Annotated in this window: 17 protein-coding genes and 1 pseudogene; 2 read left to right on the forward strand and 16 right to left on the reverse strand. The window is 66.5% G+C overall.

The features are described from left to right. Positions 1-59: 59 nt before the first annotated feature. The 5 genes from ACVKN3_RS06235 to cyoA form a co-directional block, all read right to left on the reverse strand. Positions 60-836, reverse strand: a complete 777-nt coding sequence (locus ACVKN3_RS06235; protein WP_354514006.1) for an SURF1 family protein — start codon at positions 834-836, stop codon at positions 60-62. A 2-nt stretch (positions 837-838) separates the two neighbouring features. Continuing rightward, a complete protein-coding gene (cyoD, locus tag ACVKN3_RS06240; protein WP_285403908.1) occupies positions 839-1,237 on the reverse strand; it encodes a cytochrome o ubiquinol oxidase subunit IV in 399 nt (132 codons plus the stop codon). Then, on the reverse strand, positions 1,234-1,860 hold the full coding sequence (cyoC, locus tag ACVKN3_RS06245) for a cytochrome o ubiquinol oxidase subunit III (protein WP_221174353.1): 627 nt from the start codon (positions 1,858-1,860) through the stop codon (positions 1,234-1,236). Before cyoC ends, cyoD begins: the two co-directional genes overlap by 4 nt. Position 1,861: 1 nt before the next feature. Continuing rightward, complete coding sequence (gene cyoB, locus ACVKN3_RS06250; RefSeq protein ID WP_285403977.1) at positions 1,862-3,835, reverse strand: cytochrome o ubiquinol oxidase subunit I; 1,974 nt, start codon at positions 3,833-3,835, stop codon at positions 1,862-1,864. Positions 3,836-3,905: 70 nt separating this feature from the next. Further along, on the reverse strand, positions 3,906-4,967 hold the full coding sequence (cyoA, locus tag ACVKN3_RS06255) for a ubiquinol oxidase subunit II (protein WP_354513503.1): 1,062 nt from the start codon (positions 4,965-4,967) through the stop codon (positions 3,906-3,908). A 180-nt stretch (positions 4,968-5,147) separates the two neighbouring features. Here cyoA and ACVKN3_RS06260 point away from each other — a divergent pair, with 180 nt between their 5' ends. Together ACVKN3_RS06260 and ACVKN3_RS06265 are read left to right on the forward strand one after the other, a co-directional pair. Continuing rightward, entirely contained in the window at positions 5,148-6,491 is a 1,344-nt protein-coding gene (locus ACVKN3_RS06260) for an MFS transporter (protein ID WP_036138490.1), read from the forward strand. A 65-nt stretch (positions 6,492-6,556) separates the two neighbouring features. Next, a complete protein-coding gene (locus ACVKN3_RS06265) occupies positions 6,557-7,618 on the forward strand; it encodes a bifunctional transcriptional activator/DNA repair enzyme AdaA (protein ID WP_354513501.1) in 1,062 nt (353 codons plus the stop codon). On the opposite strand, the gene ACVKN3_RS06270 is transcribed toward ACVKN3_RS06265, so the two are convergent. The 11 genes and pseudogenes from ACVKN3_RS06270 to ACVKN3_RS06320 all read right to left on the reverse strand — a co-directional run bounded on the left by ACVKN3_RS06270 (position 7,608) and on the right by ACVKN3_RS06320 (position 17,696). Continuing rightward, on the reverse strand, positions 7,608-8,153 hold the full coding sequence (locus ACVKN3_RS06270) for a DUF2058 domain-containing protein (RefSeq protein ID WP_285403903.1): 546 nt from the start codon (positions 8,151-8,153) through the stop codon (positions 7,608-7,610). The genes ACVKN3_RS06265 and ACVKN3_RS06270 overlap by 11 nt on opposite strands. A gap of 81 nt (positions 8,154-8,234) precedes the next feature. After that, positions 8,235-9,215 carry a fimbrial protein gene (locus ACVKN3_RS06275; RefSeq protein ID WP_354513499.1) on the reverse strand — a complete coding sequence of 327 codons (981 nt, stop codon included), beginning with the start codon at positions 9,213-9,215 and terminating at the stop codon, positions 8,235-8,237. Between the two features lie 17 nt (positions 9,216-9,232). Then, a pseudogene (locus ACVKN3_RS06280) lies at positions 9,233-9,694 on the reverse strand (conjugal transfer protein TrbN); the annotation flags it as partial. A 35-nt stretch (positions 9,695-9,729) separates the two neighbouring features. Then, on the reverse strand, positions 9,730-10,767 hold the full coding sequence (gene trbL / locus ACVKN3_RS06285) for a P-type conjugative transfer protein TrbL (RefSeq protein ID WP_354513497.1): 1,038 nt from the start codon (positions 10,765-10,767) through the stop codon (positions 9,730-9,732). Positions 10,768-10,774: 7 nt separating this feature from the next. Beyond that, on the reverse strand, positions 10,775-11,626 hold the full coding sequence (locus ACVKN3_RS06290) for a hypothetical protein (RefSeq protein WP_354513495.1): 852 nt from the start codon (positions 11,624-11,626) through the stop codon (positions 10,775-10,777). Between the two features lie 19 nt (positions 11,627-11,645). Then, positions 11,646-12,839 (reverse strand): TrbI/VirB10 family protein, encoded by a 1,194-nt coding sequence (locus ACVKN3_RS06295; RefSeq protein WP_354513493.1) that lies wholly within the window; start codon positions 12,837-12,839, stop codon positions 11,646-11,648. Next, positions 12,836-13,729 (reverse strand): P-type conjugative transfer protein TrbG, encoded by an 894-nt coding sequence (gene trbG / locus ACVKN3_RS06300; protein WP_285403896.1) that lies wholly within the window; start codon positions 13,727-13,729, stop codon positions 12,836-12,838. The genes ACVKN3_RS06295 and trbG overlap by 4 nt, the downstream gene beginning before the upstream one ends. 10 nt (positions 13,730-13,739) lie before the next feature. Further along, positions 13,740-14,456 carry a VirB8/TrbF family protein gene (locus ACVKN3_RS06305; RefSeq protein ID WP_354513490.1) on the reverse strand — a complete coding sequence of 239 codons (717 nt, stop codon included), beginning with the start codon at positions 14,454-14,456 and terminating at the stop codon, positions 13,740-13,742. Continuing rightward, positions 14,453-16,990 (reverse strand): VirB4 family type IV secretion/conjugal transfer ATPase, encoded by a 2,538-nt coding sequence (locus ACVKN3_RS06310; protein WP_354513488.1) that lies wholly within the window; start codon positions 16,988-16,990, stop codon positions 14,453-14,455. Before ACVKN3_RS06310 ends, ACVKN3_RS06305 begins: the two co-directional genes overlap by 4 nt. After that, entirely contained in the window at positions 16,987-17,298 is a 312-nt protein-coding gene (locus ACVKN3_RS06315; protein WP_285403890.1) for a conjugal transfer protein TrbD, read from the reverse strand. The genes ACVKN3_RS06310 and ACVKN3_RS06315 overlap by 4 nt, the downstream gene beginning before the upstream one ends. Then, positions 17,298-17,696, reverse strand: coding sequence for a TrbC/VirB2 family protein (locus tag ACVKN3_RS06320; RefSeq protein ID WP_354513486.1), 399 nt, complete (start codon positions 17,694-17,696; stop codon positions 17,298-17,300). The genes ACVKN3_RS06315 and ACVKN3_RS06320 overlap by 1 nt, the downstream gene beginning before the upstream one ends. Between the last annotated feature and the right edge of the window lie 10 nt (positions 17,697-17,706).

A 17,706-nucleotide genomic window follows, 5' to 3' on the forward strand; every position in this document is an offset into this window, starting at 1 on the left:
GATTGAAATCGCTCGCCGTGGCGTGGGGAATGGACCGTGGGGTACACCCAGGCCGGGGGCTAGCGCGAAGTGCGCCTTTTCCGCTCGTCCTTCCACACCACCCAGCCACCGAGCAAGGTCATCAGGGCCAGCCCGTACCAGGTGATCGCGTAGGTGAGGTGGTTGTCCGGGAAGGCGATGACCGTGAGCCCACCCACGGGACCGTCGTTGCCATCGACATGGCCGGGCGACGAGGCGGCATCGGCATCGATGAAGTACGGCGCCGTGTCGCCAAGCGACTTCGCCCGGGCAATGGCGGCCACGTCGCGGGAATACCAGCGATCGCCCGCAGGGTCGTTGTCCTGCAGGAACGCGCCCTTCGGCTCGCTGATGCGCAGCAGGCCGGTGATCGTGGTTTCACCGACGGGCCCTGGCATGCAGCTGGCCTTGCCGCCGCACCAGGTGGTGGAGACGAAGCCACGGTTGATGAGGACCACATCGCCGGCAGGCGTGCGCAGCGGCGTCAGCAACCACGAACCCATGCCCAGCTCGGTGCTGGCACGCACGCGCACGCTCTTGTCCTGCAACAGCGTGCCGGTGATCGTCACCCGCCGGTATTCGTCGTCGGCCGTCGTGATCGTGGACCACTGGGGCCGGCCCGGAGCGGCGACGGGCTGCGCATGCACGCGCTGGTCCACGCGGGCGATGAGGTCGTGCTTCCAGGCCCGGCGATGCACCTGCCAGGTGCCCAGGGCCATGAAGCCGGTGAACAGCACGAGGCCGCACAGCGCCAGCAACCCCAGAACGAGGACGCCGCGCGTTCGGCGCGGCGTCTTCGGCGTGGTTGGAACATCCACGCTCAAGGCAGGTTCTTGACCTGCTGCTCGGTCATGTCGTGGCTCATGCCCGGCATCATGTTCGAGTTGAGGTGGAACATGACCCAGATCGAGCCGGTGAGCGTGATCACCACCAGCACGAGGGTGAAGATCAGCGCCAGCATGTTCCAGCCGCCTTCCGACTTCGTGTTCATGTGCAGGAAGTAGATCATGTGGACCACGATCTGGATGGCGGCGAAGAACATCACCACGATCGCCAGCGTCTGCGCGTTCGGGATCACCTTGCCCATCACCAGCCAGAACGGCACCGCGGTGAGGAACACGGCGAGGAAGAACCCCGTCATATAGCCCTTCAGCGTGCTGTGGCTGGCGCCGTCGTCGTGATCGTCGTGGTGGTCGTGCGATTCGATGTGCGCGCTCACGGCAGCACTCCCATCAGGTAAACGAAGGTGAAGACGCCGATCCACACCACATCGAGGAAGTGCCAGAACATCGACAGGCACATGATGCGACGCTTGTTGGCGGCGGTGAGGCCGAGGCGGCCCACCTGGAACAGCAGCGTGACCAGCCAGATGATGCCGAAGGTCACGTGCAGGCCGTGGGTGCCGACCAGGGTGAAGAACGAAGAAAGGAACGCGCTGCGCTGCGGACCGGCACCCTCGTGGATGAGGTGCGCGAACTCGTACATCTCGATGCCGAGGAACGCCAGGCCGAACAGGCCGGTGATGACCAGCCAGGCCATCATCGTGCCCTTGCGGTTCTTCTGCATCTCCAGCACGGCGAAGCCATAGGTGATGGAAGACAGCAGCAGCATCGTCGTGTTGATCGCGACCAGCGGCAGCTCGAACAGGTCGGCACCCGAAGGGCCGCCCGCATAGCTGCGGCCGAGCACGCCGTACACGGCGAACAGGGTGGCGAAGATGAGGCAATCGCTCATCAGGTAGATCCAGAACCCGAGCAACGTGCCGTTGGCCGGGTGGTGGTCTTCCTTCATCCAGAACTCGAGGTCCTGGCCATCCGCGACGGTGGCGGGCGTAGCGTGCATATCAGACATGGGCGGCAAGCTCTTCCGTGCGGATGGCTTCGGTACGAGCCACTTCGTCGGCGGGGATGTAGTAGTCGCGCTTGTAGTTGAACGTGTGGCCGATCGCGGTGACCAGCAGGCCGAGGAAGGCCAGGCCGGCGACCAGGAACATGTGCCAGATCATGGCGAAGCCCAGCACGAAGGCGAAGCCCGCGATGATGATGCCCGCGCCGGTGTTCTTCGGCATGTGGATGGGCAGGTAGCCTTCCGTGCGACGCGTGTGGTTGCGCTCCTTCATGTCCCACCAGGCATCCGGCTCGTGGATGATCGGGGTGAACGCGAAGTTGTAATCCGGCGGCGGCGACGAGGTGGACCACTCCAGCGTGCGGCCGTGCCACGGATCGCCGGTGACGTCGCGCAGCTTCTCGCGGTTGCGGATGCTGACGAAGATCTGCACGAGGAACGAGCCGATACCCAGGGCGATCAGCACCGCGCCGAATGCGGCCAGGCGGAACCAGAGCGCCAGCGAGGGGTCCTCGAAGTGGTTCATGCGGCGGGTGACGCCCATAAAGCCCAGCACGTACAGCGGCATGAAGGCGAAGTAGAAGCCCACCAGCCAGAACCAGAACGAGCACTTGCCCCAGAACGGGTCGAGACGGAAGCCGAAGGCCTTCGGGAACCAGTAGTTGATGGCGGCGAACACGCCGAACACTACGCCGCCGATGATCACGTTATGGAAATGCGCGATGAGGAACAGGCTGTTGTGCAGCAGGAAGTCCGCCGGGGGCACCGCCAGCATGACGCCGGTCATGCCACCGATGACGAAGGTGACCATGAAGCCCATCGTCCAGAGCATCGGCACGTCGAACTGGATGCGGCCACGGTACATCGTGAACAGCCAGTTGAAGATCTTCGCGCCCGTGGGGATCGAGATGATCATCGTGGTGATGCCGAAGAACGAGTTGACGCTGGCGCCGGAGCCCATGGTGAAGAAGTGGTGCAGCCAGACCAGGTAAGACAGCACGGTGATGACCACGGTGGCGTAGACCATCGAGGCGTAACCAAACAGGCGCTTGCGACTGAAGGTGGAGACGATCTCGGAGAACACGCCGAACACCGGCAGGATCAGGATGTAGACCTCGGGGTGGCCCCAGATCCAGATCAGGTTCACGTACATCATGGCGTTGCCGCCGAAGTCGTTCGTGAAGAAGTTGGTGCCGACGTAGCGATCCAACGACAACAGCACCAGCACGGCCGTGAGCACCGGGAACGCGGCGACGATCAGCACGTTGGTGCACAGCGAGGTCCAGGTGAAGACGGGCATCTTCATCATGGACATGCCGGGTGCGCGCATCTTGACGATGGTGGCGATCAGGTTGATGCCGGACAGCGTGGTGCCCACGCCGGCCACCTGCAACGACCATATGTAGTAATCCACCCCGACGTCGGGACTGGCCGCAAGGCCGGACAACGGCGGGTAGGCCAGCCAGCCGGTGCGGGCGAACTCGCCGACGAACAGGGACGCCATGACCAGCAGCGCGCCGGACACGGTCATCCAGAAGCTGAAGTTGTTGAGGAACGGGAAGGCGACGTCGCGCGCGCCGATCTGCAGCGGCACCACGTAGTTCATCAGGCCGGTGACCAGCGGCATCGCCACGAAGAAGATCATGATCACGCCGTGGGCGGTGAAGATCTGGTCGTAGTGGTGCGGTGGGAGGAAACCGGGGTTGTCGCCGAAGGCGATCGCCTGCTGGGCGCGCATCATCAGGGCGTCCGCGAAACCGCGCAGCAGCATGACGATGCCCAGCACCATGTACATGATGCCGATCTTCTTGTGATCGATGCTGGTGAACCACTCTTTCCAGAGGTAGCCCCACAGCTTGTACTTGGTGATCAGGCCCAGCACCACGAGGCCGCCGAGGGCGACGCCCGCGAACGTGGCGATGAGGATGGGCTCGTGGTACGGGACCGCCTCGATGGTGAGGCGTCCGAAGATCAGTTTGGCTAGATCGGGCATGTTCATTACCGGACTCGCTAAGGCTTGAATCGAAATCAGGCGGCCGCTGTTACAGCGGACGTCCGGCAGGGGAGATCGGCTGGCCGGCGCTGCCGGTGCCGACGCACAGCGCGCCCACGTAGCGCGGACCGGCGGTATCCAGGCCCACCCGCGCGCGGGTGGCGGCATCCAGCGAGGTCACGTTGTAGGTGCCCACCACGCCCTGGCCACCCTGCTTGTCGATCGCCATCATGTCGCTCTGGCACATGCGGTTGGACTCGACGCAGCGGTTGAGGATGGCGTTATAGAGGCTGGGGGCCACGCTGCCGTAGAAATGCACGGGCTCTTTCTCGCTGGGCTGCTCGAGCTTGAGGTAGTCCTCGCGGCTGAGCGTGTCGCCGCTGGCCTTGGCCTTCGCCACCCAGGCGGCGAAATCGGCGTCGGACAGGCTGTGGAAGCGGAAACGCATGTCCGAGAAACCGGCACCGCTGTAGTTGGCGGAAATGCCCTCGAAGTCGCCCGTCTTGTTCATGACCGCGTGCAGCTTGGTCTCCATGCCGGGCATGGCGTAGATCATGCCGGCCATGGACGGGACGAAGAAGGCATTCATCACCGACGACGCCGTGATGTGGAACTCGATCGGGCGATCGACGGGGGCGGCCATCTCGTTGACCGTGGCGATGCCCTGCTCCGGGTAGAGGAACAGCCATTTCCAGTCCAGGGCCACCACCTCGACCACCAGCGGCTTCATGCCGGCCGGGACCGGGCGGGAGGCGTCGATCTGGTCGAGCGGACGGTAGGGGTCGAGCTTGTGCGTGCTGGTCCAGGTGATGGCGCCCAGCGCGATGATGATCAGCAGCGGGGCGGACCAGATCAGCAGCTCCAGCACCGTGGAGTGGTTCCAGTCCGGATCGTAGCCGCCGTGGTTCTTGTTTTTCTCGCTGTACTTCCAGGCGAACAGGAAGGTCATCACGATGACGGGGATGATGATGATGAGCATCAGCACCACGGAAATCATGATCAGGTCGCGCTGCTGCCTTGCGACGTCGCCCGAAGGGCTGAACAGCACGGCATCGCAGCCCGACAGGAGCAGGGCAAGGGCGGGGATCAGCAATCCGCGCAACATCTTCATGGACATTCGCATGAGGGAAGCAACCGTGGGGACATTAAAATTTACGCTCAACAGGCCGCCAAGGCCATAGGACACATTGTCCCATGGCGTCGGTCCGCCGTCCCCTGGTGCCTGTTCGACGCGCCATTGACCTTCCGCTTCGCTATGCTGTAGCCAACTATCCACCCGGGCCGAGCCAGGATGACCACCATTTCGCATGCGCACGAGGGCGCCGCGGGCGCCGAGCAGGACGTCCGCCGCCAGCACCAGACCAGCCACGCCCCGGTCGCCCCGGGCGAAATCGCGGTCGGCGTGGTTATCGGCCGGGCCTCGGAATACTTCGACTTCTTCACGTACGGCATCGCGTCCGTGCTCGTGTTCCCGTCGGTGTTCTTTCCGTTCCTGAGCCCGCTGGACGGCATCCTGCTGGCCTTCACGATTTTTTCATTCGCCTTTATCGCCCGGCCGATCGGCACCACGCTGTTCATGGCCATCCAGCGCACCTGGAGCCGCAGCACCAAACTCACGGTGGCACTGTTCCTGCTGGGCACGTCCACGGTCAGCATCGCCTTCCTGCCAGCCAATACGAACGGCGGCTACACGGTCATCGTGATCCTGTCGCTGCTGCGGTTCCTGCAGGGCATCGCGCTGGGCGGCTCGTGGGACGGCCTGCCGTCCCTGCTGTCGCTCAATGCACCCAAGGAAAAACGCGGGTGGTACGCCATGCTGGGCCAGCTGGGCGCGCCGGTCGGCTTCCTGATCGCGGGCTCGCTGTTCCTGTTCCTGCACACCCAGCTGTCCCGTGAGGATTTCCTCGGCTGGGGCTGGCGCTACCCGTTCTTCGTGGCGTTCGCCATCAACGTGGTGGCCCTGTTCGCCCGCCTGCGCCTAGTGGTCACCGAGGAATACACCCAGTTGCTCGAAGAGGGCCAGCTGGAGCCGATCGGCATCATCGAGATGTTCCAGGCCCAGGGCTACAACCTGTTCATCGGCGCCTTCGCCGCCCTGGCCAGCTACGCCCTGTTCCACATCGTGACGATCTTCCCGCTGTCGTGGATCACGCTGAACCGCTCGCAGGACATCAACAACGTCCTGGTCGTGCAGATCGTGGGCGCCTTCCTGGCCGTGCTGGCCACGGTGGCCTCGGGCGTGCTGGCCGACAAGTTCGGCCGTCGCAATACGCTGGGCACCATGGCGGTACTGATCGGCCTGTTCGCCATCGCCTCGCCCTGGCTGCTGGGTGGCGGCAAGGTGGCCCAGGACGCCTTCCTCCTGATCGGCTTCGCCCTGCTGGGTCTGTCGTACGGTCAGGCCGCGGGTACGGTGACCGCCAACTTCGCCAAGCGCTTCCGCTATACCGGCGCGGCCCTGACTTCCGATTTCGCCTGGTTGTTCGGTGCGGCTTTTGCCCCGCTGGTGGCGCTGGGCCTGTCGATGCGCTTCGGCCTGGCCGCGGTCAGCGTCTACCTGCTGTCCGGTGCCGCCTGCACGTTGCTGGCGCTGCGCATCAACCGCTCGCTGGAAACCGACCGCAACAAGGCCTGACAGGAAGGAAATCCCCGCCCGATTAGCGTGGGCGGGGCCCGCCGGGGTGGCTTACCCTGTGTCGCATGCTCTTCGACCTGCCCGACCGCGACACCCTCTACCGCGCCTTGCTGGAACGCGACCCCGCCTATGACGGCCATGTGTTCGTCGGGGTCACCAGCACGGGCGTGTTCTGCCGGCTGACCTGCCCGGCACGCAAACCACTGCTCGAAAACACCAGTTTCTACGATTCGGTACCCGCCTGCTTCGAGGCGGGCTTCCGGCCGTGCCTCCGCTGCCGGCCGCTGGACCCGGTGGGCCAACGGGAGCCGATCGTCTCGGCCCTGCTCAGGCGCCTGGAAGACGAGCCCGAGCGGATCTGGGCCGAGGGCGATCTGGTCGAACTGGGCTACGACCCCTCGACCGTCCGCCGCGCATTCAAGCGCCACCTCGGCCTCACCTTCCTCGACATGGCCCGCCTGCGGCGCGCCGGGCGGGGCATGGACCGGCTCGCCACCGGCGCCAGCGTCATCGACGCCCAGCAGTCTGCCGGCTACGGGTCCGGCAGCGGCTTCCGCGAGGCCATCGTGCGCCTGCTGGGCGAGGTGCCGGTGGCACTGCGCGGCAGGGAGCTGCTCCGGGCCGACTGGATCGAGTCACCGATCGGCACGATGCTGGCGGTGGCGGACGCCCACGCCCTGCACCTGCTGGAGTTTTTCGACCGTACCGCGCTGCCCACCGAACTGAAGAAGCTGCGCGAGGCGACCCGGTCTTCGATCACGTTCGGGCGCACCCCGGTCATCGACCGCATCGAAGCCGAACTGAGGGACTACTTCGAGGGCCGGCGGCTGGCCTTCGACACGCCGCTGGCCCGTCACGGCTCCGCCTTCACGAAGGCCGTATGGGATGCCTTGGTCGCGATTCCGCCCGGAAGTACCCGGAGCTATGGCGACATCGCGCACGCCGCGGGCCGCCATACGGCCGTGCGTGCGGTTGCCCGGGCCAACGGGGCCAACCAGCTCGCCATCGTGATCCCGTGCCACCGGGTGATCGGCGCCGATGGCTCGCTGACCGGCTACGGCGGTGGGCTATGGCGGAAGGACTGGCTGCTGCGGCATGAGCGGAAGGTGGTGGGGGTCACCAGATGAGATCGTCCGGCACGACGAACTGCTTGTAGTAGTCGTCGTCATCGTCGCTGGTCGGCAGCGGATCGCCTTCCTTGCGGCCGTGATCGAGCACGATCATGTCCGTGGCACGGGCATGGATCTTGTCGGCGGGCAGGCGCGGGATGAGCTCGTAGCCGTCGCCGGCCCGCGCGATCACCAGGCTGCCGGAGGCAAGCTGCGCACGCAGCGCCTCGTTGACGAAGATGCTGGCGATCTTCTCGCCATCGTTGAAGCGATAGGCGATATCGCCCTCGCGCTTGACCCGGGTCGTCTCGATGATCTGCCGGACCTGCGCGCGGATCTCCCTGGCGCGGGCCTCGGCGTTGCGCTCGGCAGCGAGGGCCCGATCGCGCTCGGCACGCTCGGCCTGGAGCCGGCGAACGTCCACCTGGTCGGCGGTATCCGGTGCCGGCGCCTTGCCCTGGCGCGCCTTGGCCTGTTCGCGCGCGACCTTGGCCAGCTTGTCCTTCTTGACGAGGCCGGCCTTGAGTAGCTGTTCCTGGAGCGGATTGCGCATGGCGGTGGTTTCGTACGTGCGGGGCGTCGATTCTAGCGCCGAAGACCCGCACCGGGGCCGGCGGGCTGCCACCCCGCCGGCTCAGTTGAAATCCACCTGCACCACGATGGGGCGCCGGAACGCACCGCCGCGCACGGTCGGGCCAGTTTCGCGCAGGCGCACGTTGAAGTCGTAGGAACGTCCCGTACCCAGCGCGTTGGCCAGGAACGGCACGCCCGGCCGGATCGTCGTCCGGGTGTCGTCGCTGGCCAGTTCCAGGCCCACGTTGCGAGGGCCACTGAGCGAGAAGAGCTCGCTCACCGTCGGGTCCGCGTCCGCGGCCCTTCCGAACGTGAACGAGGCGACCAGGCCGACCGGTTCGGCGCATTCCTGCACCACCAGGTGAAAGGGCCGCCACGGGGTCGCACGCTCCGGCGTGGCGAAATTGCCGACGTGGTAGGTGCCCACGTCGAAAACCTGGTTCAGCGATTCCGCGCTGATGCTGCAGGTGGGGCGTACGAACTGGAGGTCGTAGACCACGAGGTGGCGGAATGCCCGGGTCCTGACATTGCCGGGCTGGTAGGACCACTGCTGGGCGATGACCCGGCTGTCGACGCGACCGAAGCGCACCGGGCCGCCCAGGCGCTTGACGCGATAACCGACCACGGCGTCGTTGCCGATCACCCCGTCACCCAGGCCGAAGTAGCGCTGGTATCGGTGCGGGAACTCGTAGTGCTGGCTGTTGCGCAGGTCATGGATGTACACCTCGATGCCGAAGCCCGACGGCTGGCCGCCTACGGTGAGGGGGACCATGCCGCCTTCGCGGGCCACGGTGTAATCGCCTTCCAGCGTGGCGTAGCCTTTTGCGCATTTCGCCAGCCGGTTGCCGTCGCCATAGGCCACGTCGTCGCGGACCACGGTACCAGGCGCCATGGCGTTGCTGACCGTGATCTGCGCGGTCTGGCCTAGCTGGTAGTTGCCTTCGGCCTGCCAGTAACACCCGCTGGATATCGCCATGGCCGGCATGGCGAACAGCAGCAGCGGCAGCGCGCACGACGCGCGACGGATCGTTCGGTGATGCATGGAAACCTCGTTCCTTAAGGTGGGTGGTCCACGATGGCGTCGTGGGTGGGAAAGTGGCGATCCAGCCACGACGACCAGCGCACCGCGCGGCGGATCAGGTCGGCGCGATAGCGCGCGTTGAACCGCGGCGTGCGCGAGTGGTAGTTGGCAGCGCGTGTCCAGACATCGCCGGTGTCGCCGCGCAGGTGCCCACGGATGCGCCACGCCGCGAGCAGGAAGGCATAGCAACCCGGCGCCGCCACGTCGGCAGGGGCGATACCGAACCGCGACAGGCCGCGCAGGTACGCCGTGTTGAACTGCAACGGGCCGACGTCGTAGGTGCCGTTGGCGTTGCGCACCCACTGCCCCGGCTTGCCCGCCTCCTTCTCCGCGATGGCGAGCAGGATGTTGGCGGGTACGTCGTAGGCCAGCGAGGCACCGAGTGAGCACACGACCATCTCCTGGCGCGGCGGAGGGATGTCCGGAAGGGTGTCGATCATGGCGACGGCTCGTCGCGCCCCACCGAGGCGGATCGCTACACGGCGTCCATCACCGATGTCGTGCGCGCGCCGGGTGGGCCGCCGGGCAGATCGCCATACACCGCCACGCCCGCACGCCCGGTCGCGGCGGCGAATGCCGCGCCACCGCCCATGGCGATGGCGCTTCCGATCACGCCCGCCGAACCGGCCAGCACGCCCAGGTGGGAGCCGGTCACCAGCGTGTAGAAGAACTGCGGAATGCGTATCGCCAGGACCAGGACCAGGACCGATACCGCCAGCATCATGCCGAGCCACATGAAGCGCGGGTCGCTCGCATTCATGCTGGCGCTGGACAGGCCTTCGATCGCACGGTGTCCGCCGGCACCGAGCACGCCCAGCATCAGCACGCTGATACCGACCGCCAGGGCGTGCTTGTAGTAGCTGATGGCCAGCGCGGACGTCCAGCGTGCGCCGCCGAAGCCGAGCAGGAAGATGCCGGCATAGCCGAGCAGCCAGGCCGTCACCAGCGCGACGAGAAACTGCGCCGCGACGATCGTCAGCAGTACGAGGATGAGGACGGCAATGCCACCCGCCAGCAACTGGTCGGCCTCGCTGCCGGCCCGGGTGGCGTCCAGCGTGGTGAAATAGATGCGCAGGCCACGCGCGACGAAGGCGTCGGCATGCGTACGGAACCGCGAGGCGCCCATGCCGTCGCCCATCCCTTCGCCCAGTTCGAAGAACGAGTCGACGATATCGGCGATGAAGCCGTCGCCCCCTTGGCCGTCGCTGGCGTTCACCAGCAACCAGTAGAACGTGCCGGTGACGACCACGAACCGGACCAGCTCCAGCAGCACCTCGCCCAGGTCCTGCCGCAGCACCAGCATGCCCATCGTCCAGACCAGGCTGATCACGGCGAGCGACCAGAACAGCGTTTTCGCCGCGTCCAGGATGCCCTCGATCGCCAGGCTTTTCGTCATCGCCGTTTCCGCGGCCGTCACCACCGCGTCAGGCGTGACCTTCTGGGCGTGCGCGACCACGGCCAGCAACAGCAGCGGGAGGCCGAGGGCGACGGACGACCGGTTCATGCGCGACATGGCGTGCTCACAGGGACGGCAACGGTGTTTCAGAGGCGACGATGGCCGACTGCAGCCCTTCGCGCAGGTGCCGGCCGGTGGCGATGGCTCGCGCGTCCTTGTCCGCGGCCGCCTGCGCTTCGGCGGCACGCGCGAACTCCGAGGCCAGCATCATCGAACGCATCTTGATCAGCTGGTTGGCTTGCGAACCCGCCAGGGCGTTGGCGATCTGGAGTTGACGGCCCTGGCCCTCGACCGCATTGCCGACCGTCGCCAATGCCTCCAGCCCGCCGGCTTCGTCGTCGAGGCGGCCCTGCTCCATATCGATGATCTTCACCAGCGCGTCGTTGGCCGCCTTGCGCGCGCGCGAACCTTCGAAATCGGCACCGGCGGCATCGCCCGCGTTGCCGCCCAGCCGGGTGTAGTACGCCGAAGCATCCTCGAAATGCGCGGCATAGTCGTCACTGCCGCCCGGCGCGTGAACCTTCTGCAGCAGCTGCTTCACCTCGTGGGGTATCGGGACGATGCGGTCGCCGTGCGCGCCGCGGGTGATGATCCAGGTGAAGTTCGCATCGATTGCCGCATTCGTGTCGAGCTTCCTGCTGATCTCGCTCGACATCGCCGCGATATGCGCGCTGGACGCATTGGTTTGCTGTGCGGCCTTGTCGATGTTCTCGGCGTGTTGCTTGAGCGAGCCACCACTCTGATCGGTCAGCGACTTCCTGATCGCCACCAGTTGCGCGTTCTGGGCGACGTTCGAGAAAAAATTCATCATGTCGAAGACAGCGACGCTCGCCGCTGCCCGGCACGTCGTACTGGTGGCGATGATCGCCACCAGTACGACGGCGGGCGACCGCGGCACTCGGCTCCATGCTTTCATGGCACGCGTACTCCTGGGATCAGTAATCGAATGGCGTGTAGGGCTGCCTGAAGGTCAGGTCCTTCACGGCCATGACGTTGAAGCGATAGCCGGGCCGGATGGTGAGTTCGGGCGCGTAGCTCATGTTCCTGTCGATCATCTTCGTCGCCACCTCGCCGATCTGCCGGGCCAGGTTTTCGCGCAGCATGACGGGACTGGAGGTACCGAACGGATCGTCCGACGGACGGATGCCGGACGACGTCAGGCCGGTGGTGATCCCGGACATCAGGACGGCCGAGGCGAACATGCGCAGGTAGTGGCGGTTGACCTTGTCGTGGAAGCCTGCGTAACCCGCCGCGTCCACGCCTTCCATGGCCCCGATGTCGAGGGCCTTGCCGTCGGGAAACACGATGCGCTGCCAGGCCACCAGGACGCGCGACTGCCCTTCGATGACGTTGTGGCTATAGCGCCCGACGAGCCGTGCGCCCTGCGGGATCAGCCGATGGTGTCCGGTCGCCGTGTCGAACACGTCCTGGCTGACCTGGGCGATGATCTGGCCGGGTAACTCGGAGTGGATGCCCGAGATCATCGTGGCCGGGATCACCGAGCCCGCGCGCAGTTCGAACGCGGTGCGCGGGGCGTCCACGCGGGTATCCAGCCGCCAGCGATCCGCACCCGCCGCCCGCGCCCTCGCGTCGTCGAACGCAGCGTAGTCGCCGTCCGCGTGCACGGGCAGCCGGGCGTCGGACGCCGGTGTCTCCGTGGCGTTCGTACGGGCATCGTCCACGGCAACCCCCTTGCCTGCCGGCGCCTCGGGGCGCGTCGCGACCGCGGCCAGGCCGGTGCGCGCGTGCAACGCGTCCTGGAACAGTTTCATGCGCTCCCGGGCCACGGCATCGTCCTCGATGCCCGGGGCGCCTTCCGTGCGGCTCGCAGGCAGCGGTGGCATCCCGGGATCGGCCACGCGTGCCACCGGGAACGACGGCACGGCCGGCTCGTCGGGGTCCGGGACCAGGCCGGCGGTAGCGCCGCCGGCCAGCATCTGCTCGAGCAACCGGCTGTTCTCGGGCAGCGCACTCGCGACCGGCGTAGGCGCAGGCTCGCTTGTGCGCCCACGTTGCAGCGCCACCAGCGCCACAAGCACGACGAATACCGCCATGACGCCACCGACGATCAGCAGCGGCACGTTGTTCACCCGGCGCACGCCGGACGGGCGAGCCACCACCTCGTTCACCGGCGCCGCTCGATGGTGATGCGCCGCTGGGCCACGCCGACACCGGCCACGAGGACGGCTTTACGGAACAACGTATCGACGATGTAACGGCCGTCCTGCAGGCGGTAATTGACCATCACCTCTTCGTCTTTCCGGAAGAAGCTGCCGCTCTCCCGTATCACCAGCAACGTGGGTGCCTCGCCCTGGGTGAACGTGGGCGGCATCTCGATCACGGTCTTCACGCCGTCGTTGTAGACGCGCGCGGGTTTGAACGGTGCGTTGCCGCTGATCCGATAACCGAAATCGAGGTCGCCCAGGTACGGCTTTTTCTCCGCCGGCGGTGGGGTGGACTGGGCCACGGCCGCCTGACGTTTCACCGCGGCCCATTTGGCCTCGACCGCATCCGGATAGGTAAACGCGACACGGGGCATGTATTCCGTGCGATGCGAGCGCAGCCTCATGTGATAGGTACGCCGGTCCGTCGTAACCATCAGCGAGGTTTCCAGGCCGACATCGAGCGGCTTGATGACCATGTGCTGCACCGCGGTGGCACCCGTACCGGACAGCGCGGGCTCCACCAGCCAGCGCACGGCGTCGCCCACGTTGACCGAGCTGACCTGCTCGCCCGGTTCCAGTTCCACGTCGCACACCTGCATGACGGCGCACACGACGCTGGGCTGGGATTGCCCGAACAGGAAGCGGATGCTGCCGTCCGGCCCGGGCACGGGCTTCACCGAGGCGGCCGTGCTGGCGATCCATTTGCGCGAGATATCGAGCCCGGCTTTTTCCTGGGCGGTCAGTCGCGGGTTGTCCCGCGAGAAGAACTGGTCGGCCAGCTCGGTCTCGGTGGTCGCCGTGGCGACGGCGGGGAGGAGCCACGCCAGCGTGGCGAGGGTAGCTGCTGTTTTCATGTCGTGCCCGTCAGAACTGCTTGGACCAGGAGTAATCGGAGATGTAGATACCCAGCGGATTGAGCCGCAGTTGCTCGTCGTCGATATCGCTCGCGGGGGAGCGGGTCTCGACATTGAGCAGGGCCCTCATGCGGTACGGCTTGCCCAGCAGCTCGCCCTGGCGCGAGCGCTGGGTTTCGATCCAGTCGACCTGCCAGGTGCTTGCCGTCTGCGGGATCGCCGAGGCGATCTCGACGTTCACCGTCTGCTTCTGCGCCCGCTTGAACGGATTGGTCTCGGGCGAGCCGTTCAGCCACGCGGTCATCTTCCGTGCCGCCGCACTGCCCGCGTCCATCAGCGCGTAGACCTTGAAGATGGCGCGACGCTGCATCGCGATATCCGGCGTGACGGTGCGCGCGTTGACGATGAACTCGGCCACCGAGGCACGGATGACCCGCTGGTCCACCCGTGCCGCCTTGTCCGCCGGCGCCACGGCCATCGCTTCGCCCAGCTTGTTCACCTCGATGACATAGGGCACGAACTTGGACTGGCTGCCGATGTAGACCACCCCGCCGACCGCGGCGAGCACGATCAGCAGGGCGATCAGCGCCACGGCCTGCCACAGGGTGCGCGACGCGATCAGGCTGCCCACGTGGGAGTTCCAGGTGCGCCGCGCGTTGAGGTAGGGATGCGCCAGGCCCTTGCCGGACATCGGGCGTGGATGGGGCGTCTTGCTGGGCGTGCTCATGCGGGCGCTCCGTAGTCTTCCAGCCGCAGCCCCTTGAGCTGCAGCCAGGCATGTACCCAGGCCTCGCCGTGGCGATCCTCCAGGGCACGAATGGTGGCGATGGACTCGCGATCGGTATGGCCGATGAAGGCGAGCGCCAGCGGACCCAGCGCGAGTTCGTAGAGGCGCCTGCCCTGCTCCGACACGTAGTAGTAGTGGCGTTTCTGCACCGCGGTGGCGAGGATCTCGATCTGCCGGGTGTTCAGGCCCATGCGCCGATAGAGCGCACTGGCGTCGTCGTCGCGGGCGAACGGATTGGGCAGGAAGATCCGGGTGGCGGTGGATTCGACGATCACGTCGAGGATGCCCGAGCGGGCGGCGTCGGAAAGACTTTGCGTGGCCATGATGACGATGCAGTTGGACTTGCGCAGCACCTTGAGCCACTCGCGGATCTTCGCGCGGAACACCGGGTGGCCCAGCATCAGCCAGGCCTCGTCGAGAATGATCGCCGCGGGCTGGCCGGTCAGCGACGCCTCGATACGACGGAAGAGATACAGCAGCACGGGCAGGACGAAGCGGTCGCCCAGGTTGAGCAGGTCCTCGATCTCGAACACCGCGAACTCCGACAGGCGCAGGCCGTCCTGCGCCGCGTCCAGCAGGTGGCCCATGGCGCCGTCCGCGGTATAGACACGCAATGCCTCGCGGATCGATTCGTCCTGGATCATCAGCACGAACTCCGACAAGGTCGTCGCGCCGGATTGCTGCATGGACACGATGGCGTTGCCGATCTCGTTGCGCTGCGCGGGGGTGGTCTGCACGCCGTTCAGGGCCAGCATGCTGTCGATCCATTCCACCGCCCAGGCGCGGTCCGCCCGCGACGCCAGGAACTGCAGCGGACAGAAGGCCAGCGCCTCGTTGTCGCCGCCCACCTCGACATGCAGGCCACCGCAGGCCTTGGCCAGCGGAAACAGCGACAGGCCCTTGTCGAAGCAGTACAACGACATGCCGCGATAGCGCCGCAACTGCGCCGCGATAAGGCCCAGGTGGGTCGACTTGCCCGAACCCGTGGGCCCGAACAGGAACGTGTGGCCGAGGTCGTTCACGTGCAGGTTGAGCCGGAACGGCGTCGCCCCCTGCGTGACGCACTGCATGAGCGGCGGCGACGCGGGCGGATACATCGGACACGGCGCCTCGGCCTGCCCGGTCCAGATGGTGGACGACGGCAGCAGGTCGGCGAGGTTGAGCGTATTGATCTGCGGGCGACGCACGTTCTCCACGCCGTGCCCGGGCAGGCTGCCGAGCAGCGCGTCCATGGTGTTGACCGTTTCCACGCGGGCGGCGAAACCGCGCGCGTTGATCGCTTTCTCGATCTGGCGTACCGAGCGGTCCAGCCGCGCGCGGTCCTCGTCGGACACCACGACCACGCTGGTGTAGTAACCCTGGGCGACCAGGCCACTGTTGATCTCCGCGATGGCGGCTTCCGCGTCGTGCACCATCGACAGCGCGTCGTAGTTGACCGAGCCCGAACTGGTCTGGAACACCTGGTCGAAGAAGCCGCGCACCTTCTGCCGCCACTTCTTGCGGAACTTCTCCATTTCCCGCAGGGCTTCGTGCGCGTCCATGAAGATGAACCGGTTGGACCAGCGGTAGGCACTGGGCAGCTCGGCCAGTGAGGTCAGGATGCCGGGGTAGGACTCCAGCGGAAACCCTTCGATGGCCACCACCTGCACGAAACGCCGGCCGATCCGCGGCGCCACGCCCGCCCATATTTCCTGGCCGCCCACCAGCGCGTCCACGTACACCGGGTTGGCCGGCAACGTGATCGGATGGTCCAGCCCGGTGACGCACAGCTGCAACCAGCGCAGGAAGTCGTCGTGGATCTGCTCGCGGCCTTCCTCGGTGACGTGGCGCCGGCCCTTCAGCCGGTCCATGCGGAACACGCCGGACAACCGGCCCTCGAAGCCACGGCACTCGCGCTGGAACTCGGCCAGCAGGCCATACGTACGCTCGGCCTTGCCGGCCACCTCGCTGTCGTCGTCGAACATCATCTCGACGAAGCGGCGCTGCGCCACCTGCGGCGGAAACCAGGTCAGCGTCATCACCAGGTAGCCCTCGTAGGTGGCGCCCAGGCTGTTGAACATCCGTCGGCGTTCCTCGTCGATGGCAGCCGAGACCGGATCGGGAAACGCCGAGCACGCCGCGTCGGCGTAATCCTGCGCGGGCCGCCGAACCGCATCCACGTGCAGCATCCAGCCGTTGCCCAGCCGCGCAAGCGCCTGGTTCACGCGCATGGAGGCCGTCTCGCGCTGTTCATCGGTACTGCTGGCCGCATCGTCGCCGGTGAAGATCCACGCTGCCATCAACGCGCCGTTCTTGCCCACCACCACGCCGTCGTCCACCACGGCCGCGTAGTTGAGCAAATCCGCCACGCCCTGGCCGTGCGGACGGTAGTGGCTGAGCTTGGGCTCCGCATCCAGCCGGCGGATGCGGTGCAGCAGCAGGATGACGAGCACGCCGACGATCGACGCCATGGCCGAGGTGATCCACGCCATCATCGGTACTGCGCCTCCTCGGCCGGGCCGTTGCGACGGAACGGCGTGGATCGCGCCGCATAGTAGGCCCGGTAGCGGCGCTGGCGCAGGTACACCTTGCGCATCTTCGGGTCGGCCCGGGCCATCAGGCGGAACACCTGCACCGCACCGATCCACAGGGCGCCACCGAACACGGCGGCCTTCCATTCCTGCGCCGAGAAGACGAGCGCCGCCGCAAGCAACCCCGAAAACAGCACGAGTTCGCGATCGCCACCCATGAACAGGTTGTCGCGATTGCCGGCACGCCGGATGGGCACGGTACGGACGGCCATCAGGCGATGCCGCGAGCGTACGCTGCCGCCAACGCGGAACCTGTTTGTATCGTGCCGGCGGCCTGGCCTTTCCAGTTGCCGCCGAACATGGACACCACGGCTGTGGCCTGCACGATCACCGAGATCACCAGCACGAGGAACACCATGGTGCGCAGGAACCCGCTGATCTCGCCGCCGAAGATGAGCATGGCGCCGCAGGCCACGATGCCCACCAGCGAAATGATGAAGGGCACCGGACCGGTCAGCGAGGTGTAGAGCGAGCCCAGGCCGTCTTCGTAGCGCAGTGGCTTGGCCTCCAGGGCGTGGGCAAGCTCCGGCAACGCCGCCAGGAATACGAGAAGCAATGCGGGAACGATCAGCGACGGCGACGGGCGATGGCGTGGGGTGAAGAGGTCCATGGGTTTTCCT

This window comes from Luteibacter sp. PvP120 (assembly GCF_054055715.1).

Bases quoted from the DNA above. Each gene is read 5' to 3' on its own strand.
- ACVKN3_RS06320 (WP_354513486.1), bottom strand. From the start codon at position 17,696: ATGGACCTCTTCACCCCACGCCATCGCCCGTCGCCGTCGCTGATCGTT.
- ACVKN3_RS06275 (WP_354513499.1), bottom strand. From the start codon at position 9,215: ATGCATCACCGAACGATCCGTCGCGCGTCGTGCGCGCTGCCGCTGCTG.
- ACVKN3_RS06315 (WP_285403890.1), bottom strand. From the start codon at position 17,298: ATGGCCGTCCGTACCGTGCCCATCCGGCGTGCCGGCAATCGCGACAAC.
- trbG (WP_285403896.1), bottom strand. From the start codon at position 13,729: ATGAAAACAGCAGCTACCCTCGCCACGCTGGCGTGGCTCCTCCCCGCC.
- trbL (WP_354513497.1), bottom strand. From the start codon at position 10,767: ATGTCGCGCATGAACCGGTCGTCCGTCGCCCTCGGCCTCCCGCTGCTG.
- ACVKN3_RS06265 (WP_354513501.1), top strand. From the start codon at position 6,557: ATGCTCTTCGACCTGCCCGACCGCGACACCCTCTACCGCGCCTTGCTG.
- ACVKN3_RS06310 (WP_354513488.1), bottom strand. From the start codon at position 16,990: ATGATGGCGTGGATCACCTCGGCCATGGCGTCGATCGTCGGCGTGCTC.
- ACVKN3_RS06290 (WP_354513495.1), bottom strand. From the start codon at position 11,626: ATGAAAGCATGGAGCCGAGTGCCGCGGTCGCCCGCCGTCGTACTGGTG.
- ACVKN3_RS06270 (WP_285403903.1), bottom strand. From the start codon at position 8,153: ATGCGCAATCCGCTCCAGGAACAGCTACTCAAGGCCGGCCTCGTCAAG.
- cyoA (WP_354513503.1), bottom strand. From the start codon at position 4,967: ATGAAGATGTTGCGCGGATTGCTGATCCCCGCCCTTGCCCTGCTCCTG.
- ACVKN3_RS06305 (WP_354513490.1), bottom strand. From the start codon at position 14,456: ATGAGCACGCCCAGCAAGACGCCCCATCCACGCCCGATGTCCGGCAAG.
- ACVKN3_RS06260 (WP_036138490.1), top strand. From the start codon at position 5,148: ATGACCACCATTTCGCATGCGCACGAGGGCGCCGCGGGCGCCGAGCAG.
- cyoC (WP_221174353.1), bottom strand. From the start codon at position 1,860: ATGCACGCTACGCCCGCCACCGTCGCGGATGGCCAGGACCTCGAGTTC.